The 14,147-nt window shown below is 61.5% G+C and carries 13 protein-coding genes and 4 pseudogenes; 7 read left to right on the plus strand and 10 right to left on the minus strand.

Translation table 11 applies throughout. The features are described from left to right. Positions 1-64 precede the first annotated feature (64 nt). The gene (locus MF410_RS05635; protein ID WP_331813658.1) at positions 65-1,369 is read right to left on the minus strand and encodes an argininosuccinate synthase; all 1,305 of its coding nucleotides are present in this window, start codon (positions 1,367-1,369) and stop codon (positions 65-67) included. A 34-nt stretch (positions 1,370-1,403) separates the two neighbouring features. Here MF410_RS05635 and MF410_RS05640 point away from each other — a divergent pair, with 34 nt between their 5' ends. Continuing rightward, positions 1,404-1,871, plus strand: a complete 468-nt coding sequence (locus MF410_RS05640) for an Lrp/AsnC family transcriptional regulator (protein ID WP_097625935.1) — start codon at positions 1,404-1,406, stop codon at positions 1,869-1,871. Between the two features lie 89 nt (positions 1,872-1,960). On the opposite strand, the gene MF410_RS05645 is transcribed toward MF410_RS05640, so the two are convergent. From MF410_RS05645 to MF410_RS05655, 3 genes and pseudogenes are all read right to left on the minus strand, one after another. Next, a complete protein-coding gene (locus MF410_RS05645) occupies positions 1,961-2,329 on the minus strand; it encodes a hypothetical protein (RefSeq protein WP_131711772.1) in 369 nt (122 codons plus the stop codon). 72 nt (positions 2,330-2,401) lie between these two features. After that, positions 2,402-3,013: pseudogene (locus tag MF410_RS05650) on the minus strand (chloramphenicol phosphotransferase). Between the two features lie 15 nt (positions 3,014-3,028). After that, on the minus strand, positions 3,029-3,841 hold the full coding sequence (locus tag MF410_RS05655; RefSeq protein ID WP_097625933.1) for a hypothetical protein: 813 nt from the start codon (positions 3,839-3,841) through the stop codon (positions 3,029-3,031). A gap of 130 nt (positions 3,842-3,971) precedes the next feature. Between MF410_RS05655 and MF410_RS05660 the strand changes: the two genes are divergently transcribed. Further along, complete coding sequence (locus tag MF410_RS05660) at positions 3,972-4,847, plus strand: bifunctional helix-turn-helix transcriptional regulator/GNAT family N-acetyltransferase (protein ID WP_239620256.1); 876 nt, start codon at positions 3,972-3,974, stop codon at positions 4,845-4,847. A gap of 24 nt (positions 4,848-4,871) precedes the next feature. Here the strand turns inward: MF410_RS05660 and MF410_RS05665 are convergent, their stop codons facing one another. Beyond that, a complete protein-coding gene (locus MF410_RS05665) occupies positions 4,872-5,075 on the minus strand; it encodes a hypothetical protein (protein ID WP_097625931.1) in 204 nt (67 codons plus the stop codon). Between the two features lie 367 nt (positions 5,076-5,442). Further along, the gene (locus MF410_RS05670) at positions 5,443-6,084 is read right to left on the minus strand and encodes a dihydrofolate reductase family protein (RefSeq protein WP_131711771.1); all 642 of its coding nucleotides are present in this window, start codon (positions 6,082-6,084) and stop codon (positions 5,443-5,445) included. A gap of 91 nt (positions 6,085-6,175) precedes the next feature. Between MF410_RS05670 and MF410_RS05675 the strand changes: the two genes are divergently transcribed. Beyond that, positions 6,176-6,697, plus strand: a complete 522-nt coding sequence (locus MF410_RS05675; RefSeq protein ID WP_097625929.1) for a helix-turn-helix domain-containing protein — start codon at positions 6,176-6,178, stop codon at positions 6,695-6,697. A 25-nt stretch (positions 6,698-6,722) separates the two neighbouring features. Here the strand turns inward: MF410_RS05675 and MF410_RS05680 are convergent, their stop codons facing one another. Genes MF410_RS05680 through MF410_RS05690 form a run of 3 tightly spaced genes read right to left on the minus strand, consistent with a single transcriptional unit; the run spans position 6,723 to position 9,327 of the window. Next, on the minus strand, positions 6,723-7,571 hold the full coding sequence (locus MF410_RS05680) for an ABC-2 family transporter protein (RefSeq protein ID WP_179867122.1): 849 nt from the start codon (positions 7,569-7,571) through the stop codon (positions 6,723-6,725). Continuing rightward, a complete protein-coding gene (locus MF410_RS05685) occupies positions 7,529-8,329 on the minus strand; it encodes an ABC-2 family transporter protein (protein WP_097625927.1) in 801 nt (266 codons plus the stop codon). Before MF410_RS05685 ends, MF410_RS05680 begins: the two co-directional genes overlap by 43 nt. Further along, on the minus strand, positions 8,326-9,327 hold the full coding sequence (locus MF410_RS05690; RefSeq protein ID WP_097625926.1) for an ATP-binding cassette domain-containing protein: 1,002 nt from the start codon (positions 9,325-9,327) through the stop codon (positions 8,326-8,328). The genes MF410_RS05685 and MF410_RS05690 overlap by 4 nt, the downstream gene beginning before the upstream one ends. A 203-nt stretch (positions 9,328-9,530) precedes the next feature. On the opposite strand from MF410_RS05690, the pseudogene MF410_RS05695 reads away from it, so the two are divergent. From MF410_RS05695 to MF410_RS05710, 4 genes and pseudogenes are all read left to right on the plus strand, one after another. After that, positions 9,531-10,087: pseudogene (locus MF410_RS05695) on the plus strand (NADPH-dependent FMN reductase). Positions 10,088-10,351: 264 nt separating this feature from the next. After that, positions 10,352-11,023, plus strand: a complete 672-nt coding sequence (locus MF410_RS05700) for a response regulator transcription factor (RefSeq protein WP_097625925.1) — start codon at positions 10,352-10,354, stop codon at positions 11,021-11,023. Continuing rightward, a pseudogene (locus tag MF410_RS05705) lies at positions 11,023-12,376 on the plus strand (HAMP domain-containing sensor histidine kinase). The gene MF410_RS05700 and the pseudogene MF410_RS05705 overlap by 1 nt, the downstream one beginning before the upstream one ends. Positions 12,377-12,547: 171 nt before the next feature. Continuing rightward, positions 12,548-13,447 carry a DUF3313 domain-containing protein gene (locus MF410_RS05710; protein ID WP_097625923.1) on the plus strand — a complete coding sequence of 300 codons (900 nt, stop codon included), beginning with the start codon at positions 12,548-12,550 and terminating at the stop codon, positions 13,445-13,447. A 102-nt stretch (positions 13,448-13,549) separates the two neighbouring features. On the opposite strand, the pseudogene MF410_RS05715 reads toward MF410_RS05710, so the two are convergent. Beyond that, positions 13,550-14,050: pseudogene (locus MF410_RS05715) on the minus strand (GNAT family N-acetyltransferase); the annotation flags it as partial. Positions 14,051-14,147 lie beyond the last annotated feature (97 nt).

Genomic DNA, 14,147 nt, shown 5'->3' on the forward strand with positions numbered 1-14,147 from the left:
TTTTTAAGATCGTTTGAAATCGGATTCCCGGTCGCGGCTGCCAACGCGCCGACGCAAGGCAGGCTCATCTGCCGTTGCGGGCTGCCCAGCTCCTGAGCCGCAATCCGTTGAGTTTGATGAAGCCTTCGGCGTCGTGATGGTCATAGGCGACGGCGCTTTCCTCGAAGGTGACGAGATCGGCGGAATAGAGTGAGCAGGGCGAGGTGCGGGAGATGACCGTAGCGCTTCCCTTGTAGAGCCGTACCGTCACTTCGCCGCTGACGAAGTCCTGGCTCCGGTCGATCAGAGCCTGCAGCATTTCCCGCTCGGGAGAGAACCAGAAGCCATTGTAGATCAGCTCGGCGTAGCGGGGCATGATCTCATCCTTGAGGTGTGCGGCGGCACGATCGAGCGTGATCGTTTCAATGCCGCGATGCGCCGCAAGCAAAATCGTGCCTCCCGGCGTCTCGTAAATGCCTCGCGATTTGATGCCGATGAAGCGGTTTTCGACGAGATCGAGCCGCCCTACGCCATGTCGACCGCCGAAGCTGTTGAGTTCTGTGAGCAAGGCAGCGGGTGTCATCGCCTGGCCGTTCACGGATACAGGGTCGCCGTTTTCGAAGCCGATGGTGACGGTCTCGGGGGTATCGGGAGCGTCGACAGGATCGACCGTGCGCTGATAGATGTATTCGGGCGCGGCCTCGGCCGGATCTTCGAGGATTTTGCCTTCGGTCGAGGTGTGCAACAGGTTGGCGTCGATCGAGAAGGGCGCTTCGCCGCGCTTGTCCTTCGGCACCGGGATCCGATGCATCTCGGCATATTCCAGAAGCTGCATGCGGGAGCGGATGTTCCATTGGCGCCAGGGAGCAGCGACCTCAATCGACGGATCGAGTGCATTGACGGCGAGTTCGAACCGGACCTGGTCATTGCCCTTGCCTGTCGAGCCGTGGGCAACGGCATCAGCACCGACCTGCCGGGCTATGGCGACCAGATGCTTGGCAATCAGTGGCCGGGCGATGGAGCTGCCGAGCAGATACTGCCCCTCATAAAGCGTGTTGGCGCGCAGCATCGGAAAGACGAAGTCGCGAACGAATTCCTCCCGCAGATCGACGATACGGATGTCCTTGACCCCCAACATTGCTGCCTTCGCCCGCGCCGGCTCAAGCTCCTCGCCCTGGCCGAGATCGGCGGTGAAGGTCACGACCTCGCACCCGTAGGTCTCCTGCAGCCATTTGAGGATGATCGAGGTATCCAAGCCGCCGGAATAAGCGAGCACGATTTTATCTATCTGTCTTGCCATCAACCGTCTCCATATCGATGCTTGCAACGATAGGTCATGTCTTGCGCAACTAGCTTGCGAAGAAGCCTCAAAATTGCGATCGTTTGGCATATTATGCCACTATGAAAGAACTCGGAGCTATAAAGTGCCGAACATCCTTGATGCGATCGATCGCCATATCCTGCGCGTGCTTCAGCGCGACGGGCGCATTTCGAATGTCGAACTGGCAAAGGAGGTGGGGCTGTCGCCTTCGCCCTGCCTGCGCCGCGTGCGGCTCTTGGAAGAGGCGGGTGTTATCGATCGGTATGTTGCTGTGCTGGACCCGGCAAAGGTTGGGGCGGGGCTGACGGTTTTTGCCCGCGTATGGTTCAAGACCCAGGATGCCGAGGTTACGCTGCGCTTCGCCGAAGCGGTCCGGCGGTTTCCCGAGGTGATGGAGTGCTACCTGACGACAGGAGAATGTGATGCCGTGCTGCGGATCGTCACTGCCGACCTGCACAGCTATTGGCGTTTCCAGGCCGACCACCTGACCCGCATTCCGAGCGTCCTCAGCGTCAAGACCGATGTGCCGATGGAAACGTTGAAGCGGAGCTACGAACTGCCTTTGCGATAGGTGCGCGTGGCATCCTGCATGTCGGTGGATGGCCAGCCCGGCCTTTCTCGGGATGAGGGCTGGAAGGAGAGGCCAGAGATCACGCGTGCTTAGAAACCAGCGGCAGGAGGGTTCCGCCTTCGCGCGAGCCAGACCATGCTCAAACCCAGCAGCAGGGTCATCACCACATGAGTCATATAATCAAGCGTGGTCTGCGGGCCAACGCCGACGGCGATGGTGAAGGCGCCGACGAGAGTGCCGAGGAGCGCGAAGGTCTGGGCGCAGAGCGCCGCCGTTCGGCTCCATGGGCGGTTGAGGATGAACGAGATCAAGCCGAGCAGAAGGACGGCCGCTATCACCGCTTCGGCGATCATCGCTTGGCGGTGCTCGTGAGCTTCAAGGATAAAGCCGGCATGGGTGAGCGAAGCGGTGGCATAGAGGCAGGTTTCAATCAGGAAGAGGATCGTGAGGGCATTCATGGCGTCTCTCCTTGGCAGCCGATGAGGGACCGATTGCTCCATCTCGTGACCTTGCGCCGATCTTTGTCGATACTAAGCGCTGCCATTGTCCGCTTTCAAAATATGGCCAGTCGTCGCCTTGCCTACCGCCTCCGAAACATGATTTCGAATGGCGTCCGCACTTTCCTGCGGTGACGCGAAAGTGACATCCAGGACGAGGGTGTTTTGATGTTGAGGATCGAGAACGCAAGCTTGTCGGCTGCGTTTTCTCGACGCCTCCGCATCTGTGGATTTCAGGTGGGCACGGCGTGCCGGTGTCGAAATCCGGCGCGCCAACTCGTCCTCATCGCAGAGCAGCTCGCACTGGCACCAGCAAGGCTTGGCGTTGTTGTGCTGCGGCAGCAATTTGCTGAAACGTGCGCATGCTTCGCTGATCGCCGTCAATCCCGGCATGCGTGAAGATGAAATTGGCCGAAGGCGCGCTATAGGCCACGATCGCATCCAAGACGGCTTGCCGAACCCTGCCGGTGTATTCCCATATTCCTTCCGGGAGGGGGACGTCCCGCCGTCATCCAGGAGGCGCAGTATCGGGTTGTTGAACCAGTGATTGTCGATAATCTTTGCGGGGACAAGCGGACTTAATTCTTTGGCGATCGCGAGTTTGCCGACGCCCGGAAAACCGATCAGCAGAATGAAAATATTCATACGGAGCAACGTCCCTCATTCAATCTGGATATGGATATGGTCGTCGTGGCGGGCGGCACGGCAGCCTTGGAAGCGGACGTGGCTGTCGGTGATGCCAAGCGCGTTCTTCAGATGCGGCTCGATGAAGATTTTCTGCAGGCCGAAGCGTGCCACGCCTTCGCTGGTCAGCCAGGCGACCGCGGCCGATGTGCGCTGCTCCTCGATGCCATAGGCCGGAAACAATGGCTGCAGCGCGTCGAAATCCCAGCGTGTGGTCAGCCAGTCGTTGCGGCCTTGGCATGGCAGTTCGTCGCCTGGTGCCGGCTCTTCGAAGGCGAAATAGCCGATCGGGGAGCGGGTGGCGCCATTCAGGAAGGCGCCGTCGGCATTCTTGTAATAATAGGCGAAGTCGAGCTTTTTCCCGTCAGCATGCGACAGATGCGGCAGCAGCGGAAAGCCGTTTACGAAGGGGAAATTTGAATCGAGCGCAACGGTGACGGTGCCCGGAAATTCCTTGTCCATGTGAGCGGCAAGCGCCTTTGCCAGATCGCGCAGGTCAGGCGTGACGTAATTGCGGTTCAGCAGGCAATAGATCGGGGAGCGGATCACCAGCCTGTCAGTGGCGACCGATCTGCAGGAGAGGGGAACGCGCCCGAACATCGGGGCTGCGAGGCCCGCGGCAAACGACGCACCGGCATAAAAAAGCAGGAAGATGGTCAGCTTTGCCAGAAAGCGGCGGATGCGCCAGGCGCGTGACGCGGCGAGGGCGATGACATAGGCGACGCCGCCGATCTGCGTGAGCAGCGTCAGAATGACGACGATCAGGACGTGGAGGGTAAAACGGGACACTGGGAGAGCCTTGCGGGACGTTGTCATCCCATAGGCGAGGGGATGCTGATCGGCAAGATAGCTGCAGGCCGGCGACCGGCCAGTGCGCTCCAAATTGACAGCGGCAGTTATCTGACTTAAGTCAGATAATATGGTTTGCGATCCTATCTCTCGCGTCCGTCGCTTCAACCGTGCCGTCACCTCCGAGGTCGGGGCTCTCGACAGCTCGTTCCTCGGACGCGGACGTCCGCTGGGGGCTGCCCGCGTGCTCAATTCGATCGGCCGGGGACAATCGGATGTTGCCGCGATCCGCGATTATCTGGGCCTCGACTCCGGCTTGATGAGCCGCCTGCTGCGCAGCCTGGAAGAGGAGGGTCTCATCGAGACGGTGCCGAACGCTGAGGACGCACGTCGCCGCGTCGTCAGATTGACCGAAAACGGCCGGTCCGAGTTTCAAGCCTATGAAGCGCTTTCCAATGCGCAGGCGGAAGCATTTCTGGCGCGCCATCGCCGTCCGGAAGAACTTCTGTGCGCCATGGATATGATTGCTTCCTCGCTGAAGCGCGACCAGATCGTGATCGAGGAGAAGGACCCTCGGCACGAGGATGCCCGCTATTGCCTAAGCGAATATTACGGCGAACTTGCACGCCGCTTCGAGAAGGGTTTCGATGTGTCGCTGTCCCGCGATCCCGATGCCACGGATATGATCCGTCCGCGCGGTGCGTTTCTGGTGGCCATGTCCGATGGCCTGCCGATCGGCTGCGTTGGAATGAAGGGCGATGGCGGCGAGGTCGCAGAGGTTAAGAGATTGTGGGTCGCCCCATCCGCACGTGGTCTCGGGCTCGCAACATGCCTGATGACGGCCGCCGAGACCATCTCCCGCGAACTGTCCGTCAAGCTCCTGCGCCTGGATACGAACAGCGCGCTTTCCGAGGCGCAACAGCTTTATCGCGGAAGCGGCTGGGTTGAGATCGGCCGTTTCAATGACGACCCATATCCCGACACGTTTTTTGAAAAGCGTCTTTAGAAGAAGTTCGATGGATCGATGGCCCTACTGGTGAGCCAGATGCTTCGACAGTTCGGCCAAAAGCCTGTCGCGGTCGGTGGTCGTCTGGACAAGATCGACGGCGGCGGTGACGGCGCGGCGTCCTTCGACGCTGTCGACGTCAACCTTCCTGTCGGAGCACCATTGCCGAACGGCATCGGTGACGAGGATTATTTCGCGGTCGTCGAGGTAAATCAGGGATTGGAGCATCACGCGCACTCCGTTGACCGGCAAGAACCCGCAGCAACTCTTAAGCGGTCCCGCCGAAAAATCTTATGGCCGACAATATAATTTTACGCTTATAAAATGCGAACACCACTGCCATTTTAGAATGGTGCGATGACGTACGGTTCCGGGCCGGCTCCAGGGGCCAACGGGATGTATTGACGGCCGTCAGACCGGCACCTGCTAAGGATTGTCTGATCTTCTGCATCGGGGTTTCGGTCTTGATGTTGCGGACGCTTTGGATGCGGCTAGGCTGCCGGTGCTTCCGACCGTCGTCATCGCCATCTTTGCCGCAGACATCCTGCGGCATGCGCGCTGGCAAAGGCGATATCAAGTCAGATCGGCGGCTGGTTTATTTTGCCAGCACGATATGTGTGGCGTGTTCAGTGGCGACATGCTCGGCGACGCGGAAGCCGTGGGCGGGCAGGTCGATGCCGGCGAACATCGCTTCTCCCTTGCCGAGCACGACGGGCGAGATGGCGAAATGCAATTCGTCGATCAGGCCGGCTTGCAGATATTGGCGGACGGTGCTGACCCCGCCGCCGATTTTCACGTCCTTGTCGCCGGCCGCAGCCTTCGCCTTTTTAAGTGCATCTTCGATGCCGCCGGTGATGAAGTGAAAGGTCGTACCGCCCTCCATGACGAGGGGTTCGCGCGGGTAGTGCGTCAGGATAAAGGTTGGCGCGTGATAGGGCGGGTTCGGCCCCCACCAGCCCTTCCAGCTCTCATCAGGCCAATCGCCGCGAATGGGGCCGAACATGTTGCGCCCGAGAATGAAGGCGCCGAAATTCGCCATGCCGCGGGCGGCATAGTCCTCGTCAATCCCTTGTGAACCGTCGTCCTTTCCCTGCATCGCGCGGAAAGTGCTGGTATGGAAAAACCATTGAAACATCTCGGCTCCGCGTTTGCCGAGCGGATCTTGCATGCTTTGTTCCGGACCCGCACCGAAACCATCTACGGACAGGGAAAACCCTGCGACACGCACCTTTGACATGTTCTCCTCCATCTAATTGCGATTTGAAACCGGTTGCGTTATCTCACGAGTGATCCTATATTGCAACCAGTTTTTTCTAGGAGTGCATGTCGTGGATATCGAACTGCGGTCGGGCTGCCCGATCAACCTGACGATGGAGGTGCTGGGCGACAGGTGGAGCCTCATCATCATCCGGGACATCATGTTTGGCAACCGTCGCCATTTCCGCGATCTTCTGACCCATTCGGAAGAGGGGATCGCCTCCAACATCCTGGCGGCGAGGCTGAAGCGCCTGCTCTCGCTGGGGTTTATCAGCAAGCGGGACGATCCGAGCCACAGCCAGAAGGCAATCTACAGCCTCGAGGAGCCGGCCATCCAGCTTGTTCCCGTCTTCGCTATGATCGGCGCCTGGGGGCGGCGCCATCTGCCTGTCAGCGAGGAGCTGAGCATCCGGGCGCAGCTTCTCGAAGAAGGCGGGCCGCCGCTCTGGGACGACTTCATGAAGGATCTCCGGCAAATCCATATCGTCGATCCGATCGGCGGAGCCAACGGCACGCGCACCTCGGCGGTGCTGGCCAAGCTGACGGCGGCGTTCCTCGAGGTCCGAGCGAAATCGTCGGCGCTGGCCTCCTGATATCGTGGGAAATCACCCGGCCCGATCAGCCGCCGGCGCCCTGGTATTTCCCGGTGGCGTAGCGCCAGTACGCCATTGCGATCAGCACCCAGACCGGGCCGGCCGCCAGAGCCGCAGGCGCGGCCCAGTCCCCGAGGATGGGGACGGGTTTGCCGAGCAGGGCGGCGACGGGAACCGAACTGGTGAGGGCTAATGGCACCGCGGTGATGAGGGTGATCTGAATGCCGCCGGGAAATATGTTGAGGGGATAACGCGTCAATTCCCAAAAGCCGAAGAAGATCGAGAACAAGTGATTGGAGCGCACCCAGATCAGTGCCGTGGCGCCGATCATCGTGATCAACGAGGCGGTCAGCAACGCCGCGCTGGTGAGCGTGGCAATGAGGAATGACACGGACCAGACCGACCAGCCGAAATCGACGGATAGGACGGCCCAGCCCATCAGCGCCACCGCGAGGATGACGTGGCCGGCGTAGCTGATGTTGAGACCGGAAAAGATCAGATAGGCCCAGGGACTGAATGGCTTGACCAGCAGCGTATCAAAGGTGCCAAGCCGCACCAGTTCTTCCAGGTCGCGCAGTTGCACGAAGCTCATTGCTGCACCGAGAGAATAGGCGAGCAGCTGGAAGCTGAACAACAGCGCCAACTCCGGCCAGGTCCAGCCGCCGAGCGTGTCGAATCGCGCTAGCAGGATGCCGATGGTGGCGAAGACGCTGCCGTAAGAGAGGATCTGCGCAAGACGATCGAGCCAGAAGGCGCCGCGATATTCCATCTGCGAGCGGACATACATGCGCACCAGCAACGGGATGACGCGGAGGTGGTGGAGGAGCACGGTCAGCCTCCCTGCACGGTGATGCGGGTGGAGGCTGAGTGCCATAGCCAAAGGACGCCCAAGAGGAACAATCCGGCCCAGCCGAGACCGAGGCCAAGATGAAGCCAGGTGTCGGCAGTCGAAAGCCGGCCGAGATAGACGGCATTGGGATAATAGACGACCCAGGCGAAGGGCAGATGGCGGGCGACCGTCGCCAGCGGCTCGGGAAAGAACCAGAAAGGCACGAGTACGCCGGAGAACAATTGCAGCAGGGCGCCGAGGATCCAGTCGAGTGAGAAGCTCGTCATCAGCCAGAAGGCGATGAGGCCGAAGAACGCCGACATCAGGAATAGGAGCGTAAAGGAAAGTGCCCAGAAGGCGATGAACATCAGGGCGTGGAACAGGCTTGCCGGCGGTAGCATGCCGTAAAACAATGCGGTGAAGGCGATGGTTGGGATCACCTGCGTCATCAGCCGATAGAAAAAGCTGCCGCATTCGTTGGCGAAGAGATAGAGCGGATAGGATAGCGGCTTCAGCAACCAGACAGCGATATCGCCTGTTTTGAGCGACCGGCCGATCTCGCCGATGATCCTTTCAGGCCGGGTGGCGCCCATCACCGTGCCGCCGAGCAGCGCATAGGTTACCATCTGCTGCAGCGAGACGCCGTCGACCACGACTGCACCGACCCCGGCATAGGCGGCCTGCCAGATGGCGACGCGGGCGAAGACTTGCACCAGTTTGCCGAAGATGTTGGCCCAGACCTCATTGCGATAGGCGAGCTGGGAATGGAAGGAACTCCGGGTAAAGGCGAGATAGGCGCTCATGACGCCCGCGCCCTGGCGTTGCGCCCCTGGTAAAAGGTGCGGATGACTTCTTCGATGTCCGGCTCGTGCAAAGCCACATCCTTGAGGCCGCGGTCGCTTCCGACCTCCGACAGGATCCTGACCAGCGAAACGTCTTCGCGTTCGATCAGATAGTTCTTGCGCAGGCCCTCGTCGCTGACGAGCGAAGCGGTGCTGAGCGGCAGCGGCCCGGGGTCGCTGGCAAATTCGAGGGTCAGCCGCCGGGCCGAACCCAAAGCGGCGCGCAGGCTCCTCAATTCGCCGTCGAAGATCAGCCTGGCGTGATCGACCATGATCAGCCGCGGGCAGATGGTCTCGATGTCCTGCAGGTCGTGGGTGGTGAGGATGATGGTCACACCGCGCTCGCGGTTGATCTCGGCAAGAAAGCGCCGCACCGCATCCTTGGCGACCACATCCAGCCCGATGGTCGGTTCGTCCAGAAAGAGGATTTTCGGATCGTGCAGCAGCGACATGACGATCTCGGCGCGCATGCGCTGGCCGAGGCTGAGCTGGCGCACCGCGCGGTCGAGAAAGGGCGTCAGGTCGAGCAGCTCGCTGAAGCGCCGGAGATTATCCGCATAGCGGGCAACGGGTATGTCGTAGATGCGCTGGTGCAAGGTAAAACTGTCCACCAGCGGCAGGTCCCACCACAGCTGGCTGCGCTGGCCGAAGACGACGCCGATTTCGCGAGCATTATCCATGCGGCTCAGATGCGGCGTGCGGCCGAGCACCGAGACCGTGCCGGCGCTCGGCACGAGGATGCCGGTCATCATCTTGATCATCGTGGATTTGCCGGCGCCGTTGGGGCCGAGATACCCCACCGCTTCGCCGGCCGCGACGTCGAAATCGATGTCGGAAACGGCCAGAACTTCGGTATATTCGCTCGTCACCAGCGTCTTCAGGGCGCCCAGAAAACCCGGAAATCTTTTGTGCTGCCGGAAGCGTTTGCTGACGCCCCGTGCCTCGATCAAAGCCGTCATCTGTATTTCCCGCCGATTCGGCAGCTGTCAGGATTGGAACCCAAGCTAACGCCGGGCTCGGCCAGTGCAAGCAAAAGTCGCTTTTGCCTTTCCCTCAATCGCGCAATTCGAAGCGCTCCCGCGCCGCCTGCCGTTCCGAAAAGACGCGCGGCGCCACAGCCTTTTGCGTTGACAGCCGCGGTCAATCGATCGCTGTTGGGCTCATGAAGATTCTCGCAATATCCGGCAGCGCTAGGCGCGATTCCACCAATACGGCCATGCTGCGGGCTGTCCGCGCCGTTGCCCCAAGTGATATCGAAATTGCGATCTTCGATGGTGTGGGAGGTTTGCCGGTATTCTCGCCCGATCTCGAGGGGAAGCTCTGCCGGCGGCCGTGCGGGATTTCGTCGCATCGATCGCTGGGAGCGACGGGGTGATCATCGCCAGCCCGGAATATGTGCGATCCATCCCCGGCGGCCTGAAGAACGCGATCGACTGGCTGGTCTCTGGCGAGCAGATCGTCCACAAGCCCGTTGCGCTGCTGCACGCATCGCATCGGGGCGATGACATGCTGGAGGGCCTGCGCACGATCCTTGCCACCATCACCGATCGGTTCGCAGCGGATATCTTTCTCCGGCTTCCTCTGATGAAGCTGGAACCGGCCGAGGTGTTGCGGGCGGTCGAGACGGCGGAGAACCGTTCGAGGGTGCAGGCCTATCTTCAGGCCTTCTCGGCCTATTGCGAGGCAGCTGGCCAGACGGTCATCGGACCTCCATCATGAGGCCGCTCTCGAACGCCGCTTTTCCGTGAAGCGAGTGCAGTATTGCGAGCGGGGCTGCGAGCAGCGCCGCGACGATGAAGGCGGAGAGGGCATGTCTGGTGAGGAGACGAAGGATAGGTCTGATCATCTCGATTTCTAGGCGCCGCGGATATCTTCTGTGCTGGACCTCGACAATTGCGGCAGCATGACCGGCGCCTTGCAAGCTCCGCAATGCTGCCGCAACCCTTGTGGCGGAGAAAAGGGAAACTGAGACACAGGCGGGCGATGCGAATATTGTTGATAGAAGACGAGAGGGAACTGGCCGAGGCACTGTCGGCAGCACTCGGCAAACATGGGATCGTCACCGACCACACGATGCATCTGGCCGATGCCGTCGAGTTGACGCGGCAGAACCACTACGACGCGATTCTGCTCGACCGGCGCCTGCCTGACGGAGAGGGGTTGAGCTTCATTCCGGAGCTGAGGCGGACCGGAAAACATACGCCGATCATCGTGCTGACGGCGCGCAACGAGCCCAAGGAGCGGGTCGAAGGCCTCGACCTCGGCGCCGACGACTATCTTGGCAAGCCGTTTCTCGTGGAAGAACTGATGGCACGGCTGCGGGCGGTGCTGCGGCGGGCGCCGGATCTTGCCGAATTGCAGATTGCCGCCGGGCGGATGGTGATTGATCCGCTGCACCTCAGCGTCACGGTCGGCACGGTGCCGCTCGACCTGCCGCGACGCGAACTTCTGGTATTGGCAGCCCTTGCCAGGCGGAAGGAGAAGACCGTGCTCCGCTCGACGCTGGAGGCGGCGGTTTATAATTACGAGGAGGAGATCCAGTCGAACGCGCTCGACGCGCATATTTCGCGGCTGCGCAAGCGACTGATCGATGCCGGCGCTGGCGTCGCGATCCATAATATCCGCGGCGTCGGCTATCTCATGAAGGAAGAATGATGGCCAAGGCGCAAGACGCCAATCCGTCGCTGTGGTGGCGACTCGAGCTGGCAGCTCAGCATCGTCTTCGTCGCTGTGGTGGCGGCTGTCATCGTCGGCCTTTGCATTTATGGGGCGATAATCCTTTCGCCGAACGTCGCCACGGAGGACAGGCTGACTGTGGCGCTCGATGAGGCGCTGGCCCGCGATGCTCAAGGCAGGCTCGTCATGACCGACAGCCCGCGTCTTCGCGCCTTCAAGGCCGAGAGCGACAGGCTCTGGTTCGTCGTGGCGACGCCGGACGGGCAGACGGTTTCCTATGGCGCCGTGCCGGAGGCCTATCAGGCGCTCGGCCCCTATGTGTATCTGATCAAGGAGGCCGATATACGCGGTGCCGCATCTGTCGGCGAGAGTGCCTCGATCGACAGCGTCGAGACCGGGATCGGGCCTTTGCGGGTGATGTATGGCGGCAACCCGAGCCGGAGCGCCACCTTCCTGACCATGCTCACAGAGACCTATCCGATCTATGTGCCGCTTCTGGTGATCGCCCTGCCGGCGGTGTTTTTTGCGGTCCCGAGGATCGTCGGGCGGTCGCTGAGGGGGATCAGCGAGGTGGCGCGTGAGGCGGCGGCAATCGACCCGCGCCGGCAGGGCGCACGCCTTCCCGTGAGCGGCATTCCCCGGGAAGTGTCGCCGCTGGTAGCGGCCTTCAACGGCGCGCTGGAACGGCTGGAGAATGAATTCCGCAAGCGCCAGCGCTTCCTGATCGACGCTGCGCATGAACTGCGCACCCCGATCGCCATCATGCAGACACGTATCGACGGGATGCCCGACGGCCGGGAGCGGCGGCGGATGCTCGACGACGTGGCGCGGCTGGCCGAGGCGGCCGAGCAGCTCCTCGATTTCGAGCGAAACGACCAGGCGGTCGATCTTGACGAAACGGTCGATCTCGTCGGCATCGCCCGTACCGTGGTGGCCGACCTCGCGCCGCTGGCAATCGCGGGCGGTTACCAGATCTGCTTTCAAAGCGATGCGGATAGGCTTGAACGCCGCGGAAGCCCTTCCGCCCTGCCGCGGGCGGTCAGCAACCTGGTGCGCAACGCCATCGATCATGGCGGCAACAGAGGTATGATCACGGTTTCGGTCTCGCGCGCGGTTTCGGGCGGCGACAGGATCAGCGTCGCCGACGAAGGGCCGGGCATTCCGGCCGAACATCGCGAATTGGTGTTCGAGCCCTTCTATCGCGTCACCCCCAGAAGCAAGGGCGCCGGTCTCGGCCTCAGCCTCGTCAGGCAGGTCGCCGCAAACCATGGCGGCGAAGTCGGCATCGAAAGCAGTGTTGCCGGGACGCGGGTGACGATCGAACTCGCATAGACGCGTACGCCTGTCGGAAGCGGCCTGTAATGTTGCGGCAATTCTCGACCGCCACTTTCGCTGGAGACTAAACACCTAGAGCGCCGCGCGTCTTACAAGACGCGCCAAGGACGCTCTAGCGCTTTAAACCCGCGCATAATTTTCCGAAAATCGATTTCGACTTTCGGGGTTATGCGCTACCGGCGACGGAGGCCAGACAGCGTGCTCAGCAATCCATTTCCATTTTCTTTGCCATGGGCGCCGAGAGGCTTGTCTCTCGCCGTGTTGATGGCGCTCGCTATGGCAGGGGCAGGATGCAGCTCGGTGCCGCTCAAAGAGGCCGGCACGCTTTCCTCCTACGGCAATCTCGGCGCGCCGAAGGGCAAGTTGTCGAAATCGCGCGTCTATGTCGATGGGACGCGCCTTATCTCGGCAAATACGGTGAGCATCGTGCCGACGAGCTTCGCTTTCAGCGCCGCGACCCGTGTCAAATCGGACGCGGACCGTGTGATGGTGGCGAATGCGCTGGACCGAGCGCTCTGCATTTCGCTCAGCGACAAATTTCAGCTGGTCTCTTCAGGCCAGCCGGCGGACCTGACGATTCGCTCCGTCGTTACCGACATCGTGCCGACCAATAAGGCGATGGCTGGTGTTTCCACCGTCGTCACCGTTGGTACCGGTTTCGTGCTGCCGGTCGCCGTGCCGCGGCTGCCGGCCGGTCTCGGCGGACTGGCGGTCGAGGCGGAGGCCGTCGACAGTGGTGGCGTGCAGCGGGCGGCGATCGTCTGGTCGCGTGGGGCAAACTCGCTGCAGAACACGCCCCGCGTTTCCGAAGTCGGCGATGCCTATAGCCTGGCGTCGAAATTCAGCAGCGAGTTTTCCCGGATGCTGATCAAGGGCAGGGAGCCGAAGGGTGTGGATATCTCGCTGCCGTCTGGGCAGCGGATGAAATCCTGGCTCGGCGGAAAACCGAAATACGCCGCCTGCGATGCCTTCGGGCGATCGCCCGGACTGATCGGCGCGGTGGCCGCCAAATACGGCGTGCCGCCGCAATGGACGGAGAAGAAGCCGACACCGGCGGCGACTTATTGAAAAAATGCGCGCTCAGCCCCGCCCAGGCTGACGGGACGGACGGAGCAAAGGCGGGCAAGGCCCGTGTTCCGTCCGTCTGGAAATCCGTCCCGCATTTTCACGTCAGCCGGTGGCTCCTGCCTTCAGCCGGAAATAGAGTTTGAGCTGATCGGGCCTGTCGGAGGGATGCGGGCCGCGCATAAACAATTCACCGCCATTGCGCTCGATCACGCGCCGCGAGGCATGATTGTCCTCGTTGCAGAGGATGACGAGGCGGTGGAGGCCTTCCTTTGCCGCGACCAGCAGCAGCAGTTTAAGGGCGGTGGTCACGTGGCCGTTGCGCTGTTTCCACGGCACGACGGAGTATCCCACATGTCCCGATACTTCGGACGGCAGTTCCTCGGTGCCGGCTTGAAAACGCAGGCTGATGCTGCCGCAGAATTCGCCGTCCCATATCTAGAACAGACGGGTGATCAACTCCGGCGATCGGATCCCGCTGCCCCGTTGGTCACCAGCAATGAGGCCGTTGAGGAACCCCGATCTGTGCTGGCGTAGCCGCTGGAGTTCGCCCAAAATATAGGCTTGGTCGCCGGCGCGGTGTGGATCGGGAGACCAGCCGGCGGCGCAATTCATCGATGCGCGCGGCTCACAAGCTGGAAGACAAGCACGGCTGGGCGCTGTTGGGAAGCGAGTTGTGTTGGGGCGCGGGCGTCACTGATGG

Origin of the sequence: Rhizobium sp. C104 (assembly GCF_022354505.1) — a bacterium.
Classification (GTDB): Bacteria; Pseudomonadota; Alphaproteobacteria; order Rhizobiales; family Rhizobiaceae; genus Rhizobium; species Rhizobium redzepovicii.

What these genes read in the sequence shown, in the direction of transcription:
- MF410_RS05635 (WP_331813658.1), bottom strand. Translation starts at nt 1,369, where the DNA reads ATGCCAAACGATCGCAATTTTGAGGCTTCTTCGCAAGCTAGTTGCGCA.
- MF410_RS05690 (WP_097625926.1), bottom strand. Translation starts at nt 9,327, where the DNA reads ATGACGGCTTTGATCGAGGCACGGGGCGTCAGCAAACGCTTCCGGCAG.
- MF410_RS05700 (WP_097625925.1), top strand. Translation starts at nt 10,352, where the DNA reads ATGCGAATATTGTTGATAGAAGACGAGAGGGAACTGGCCGAGGCACTG.
- MF410_RS05670 (WP_131711771.1), bottom strand. Translation starts at nt 6,084, where the DNA reads ATGTCAAAGGTGCGTGTCGCAGGGTTTTCCCTGTCCGTAGATGGTTTC.
- MF410_RS05665 (WP_097625931.1), bottom strand. Translation starts at nt 5,075, where the DNA reads ATGCTCCAATCCCTGATTTACCTCGACGACCGCGAAATAATCCTCGTC.
- MF410_RS05680 (WP_179867122.1), bottom strand. Translation starts at nt 7,571, where the DNA reads ATGGCACTCAGCCTCCACCCGCATCACCGTGCAGGGAGGCTGACCGTG.
- MF410_RS05645 (WP_131711772.1), bottom strand. Translation starts at nt 2,329, where the DNA reads ATGAATGCCCTCACGATCCTCTTCCTGATTGAAACCTGCCTCTATGCC.
- MF410_RS05660 (WP_239620256.1), top strand. Translation starts at nt 3,972, where the DNA reads ATGGTTTGCGATCCTATCTCTCGCGTCCGTCGCTTCAACCGTGCCGTC.
- MF410_RS05685 (WP_097625927.1), bottom strand. Translation starts at nt 8,329, where the DNA reads ATGAGCGCCTATCTCGCCTTTACCCGGAGTTCCTTCCATTCCCAGCTC.
- MF410_RS05710 (WP_097625923.1), top strand. Translation starts at nt 12,548, where the DNA reads ATGCGCTACCGGCGACGGAGGCCAGACAGCGTGCTCAGCAATCCATTT.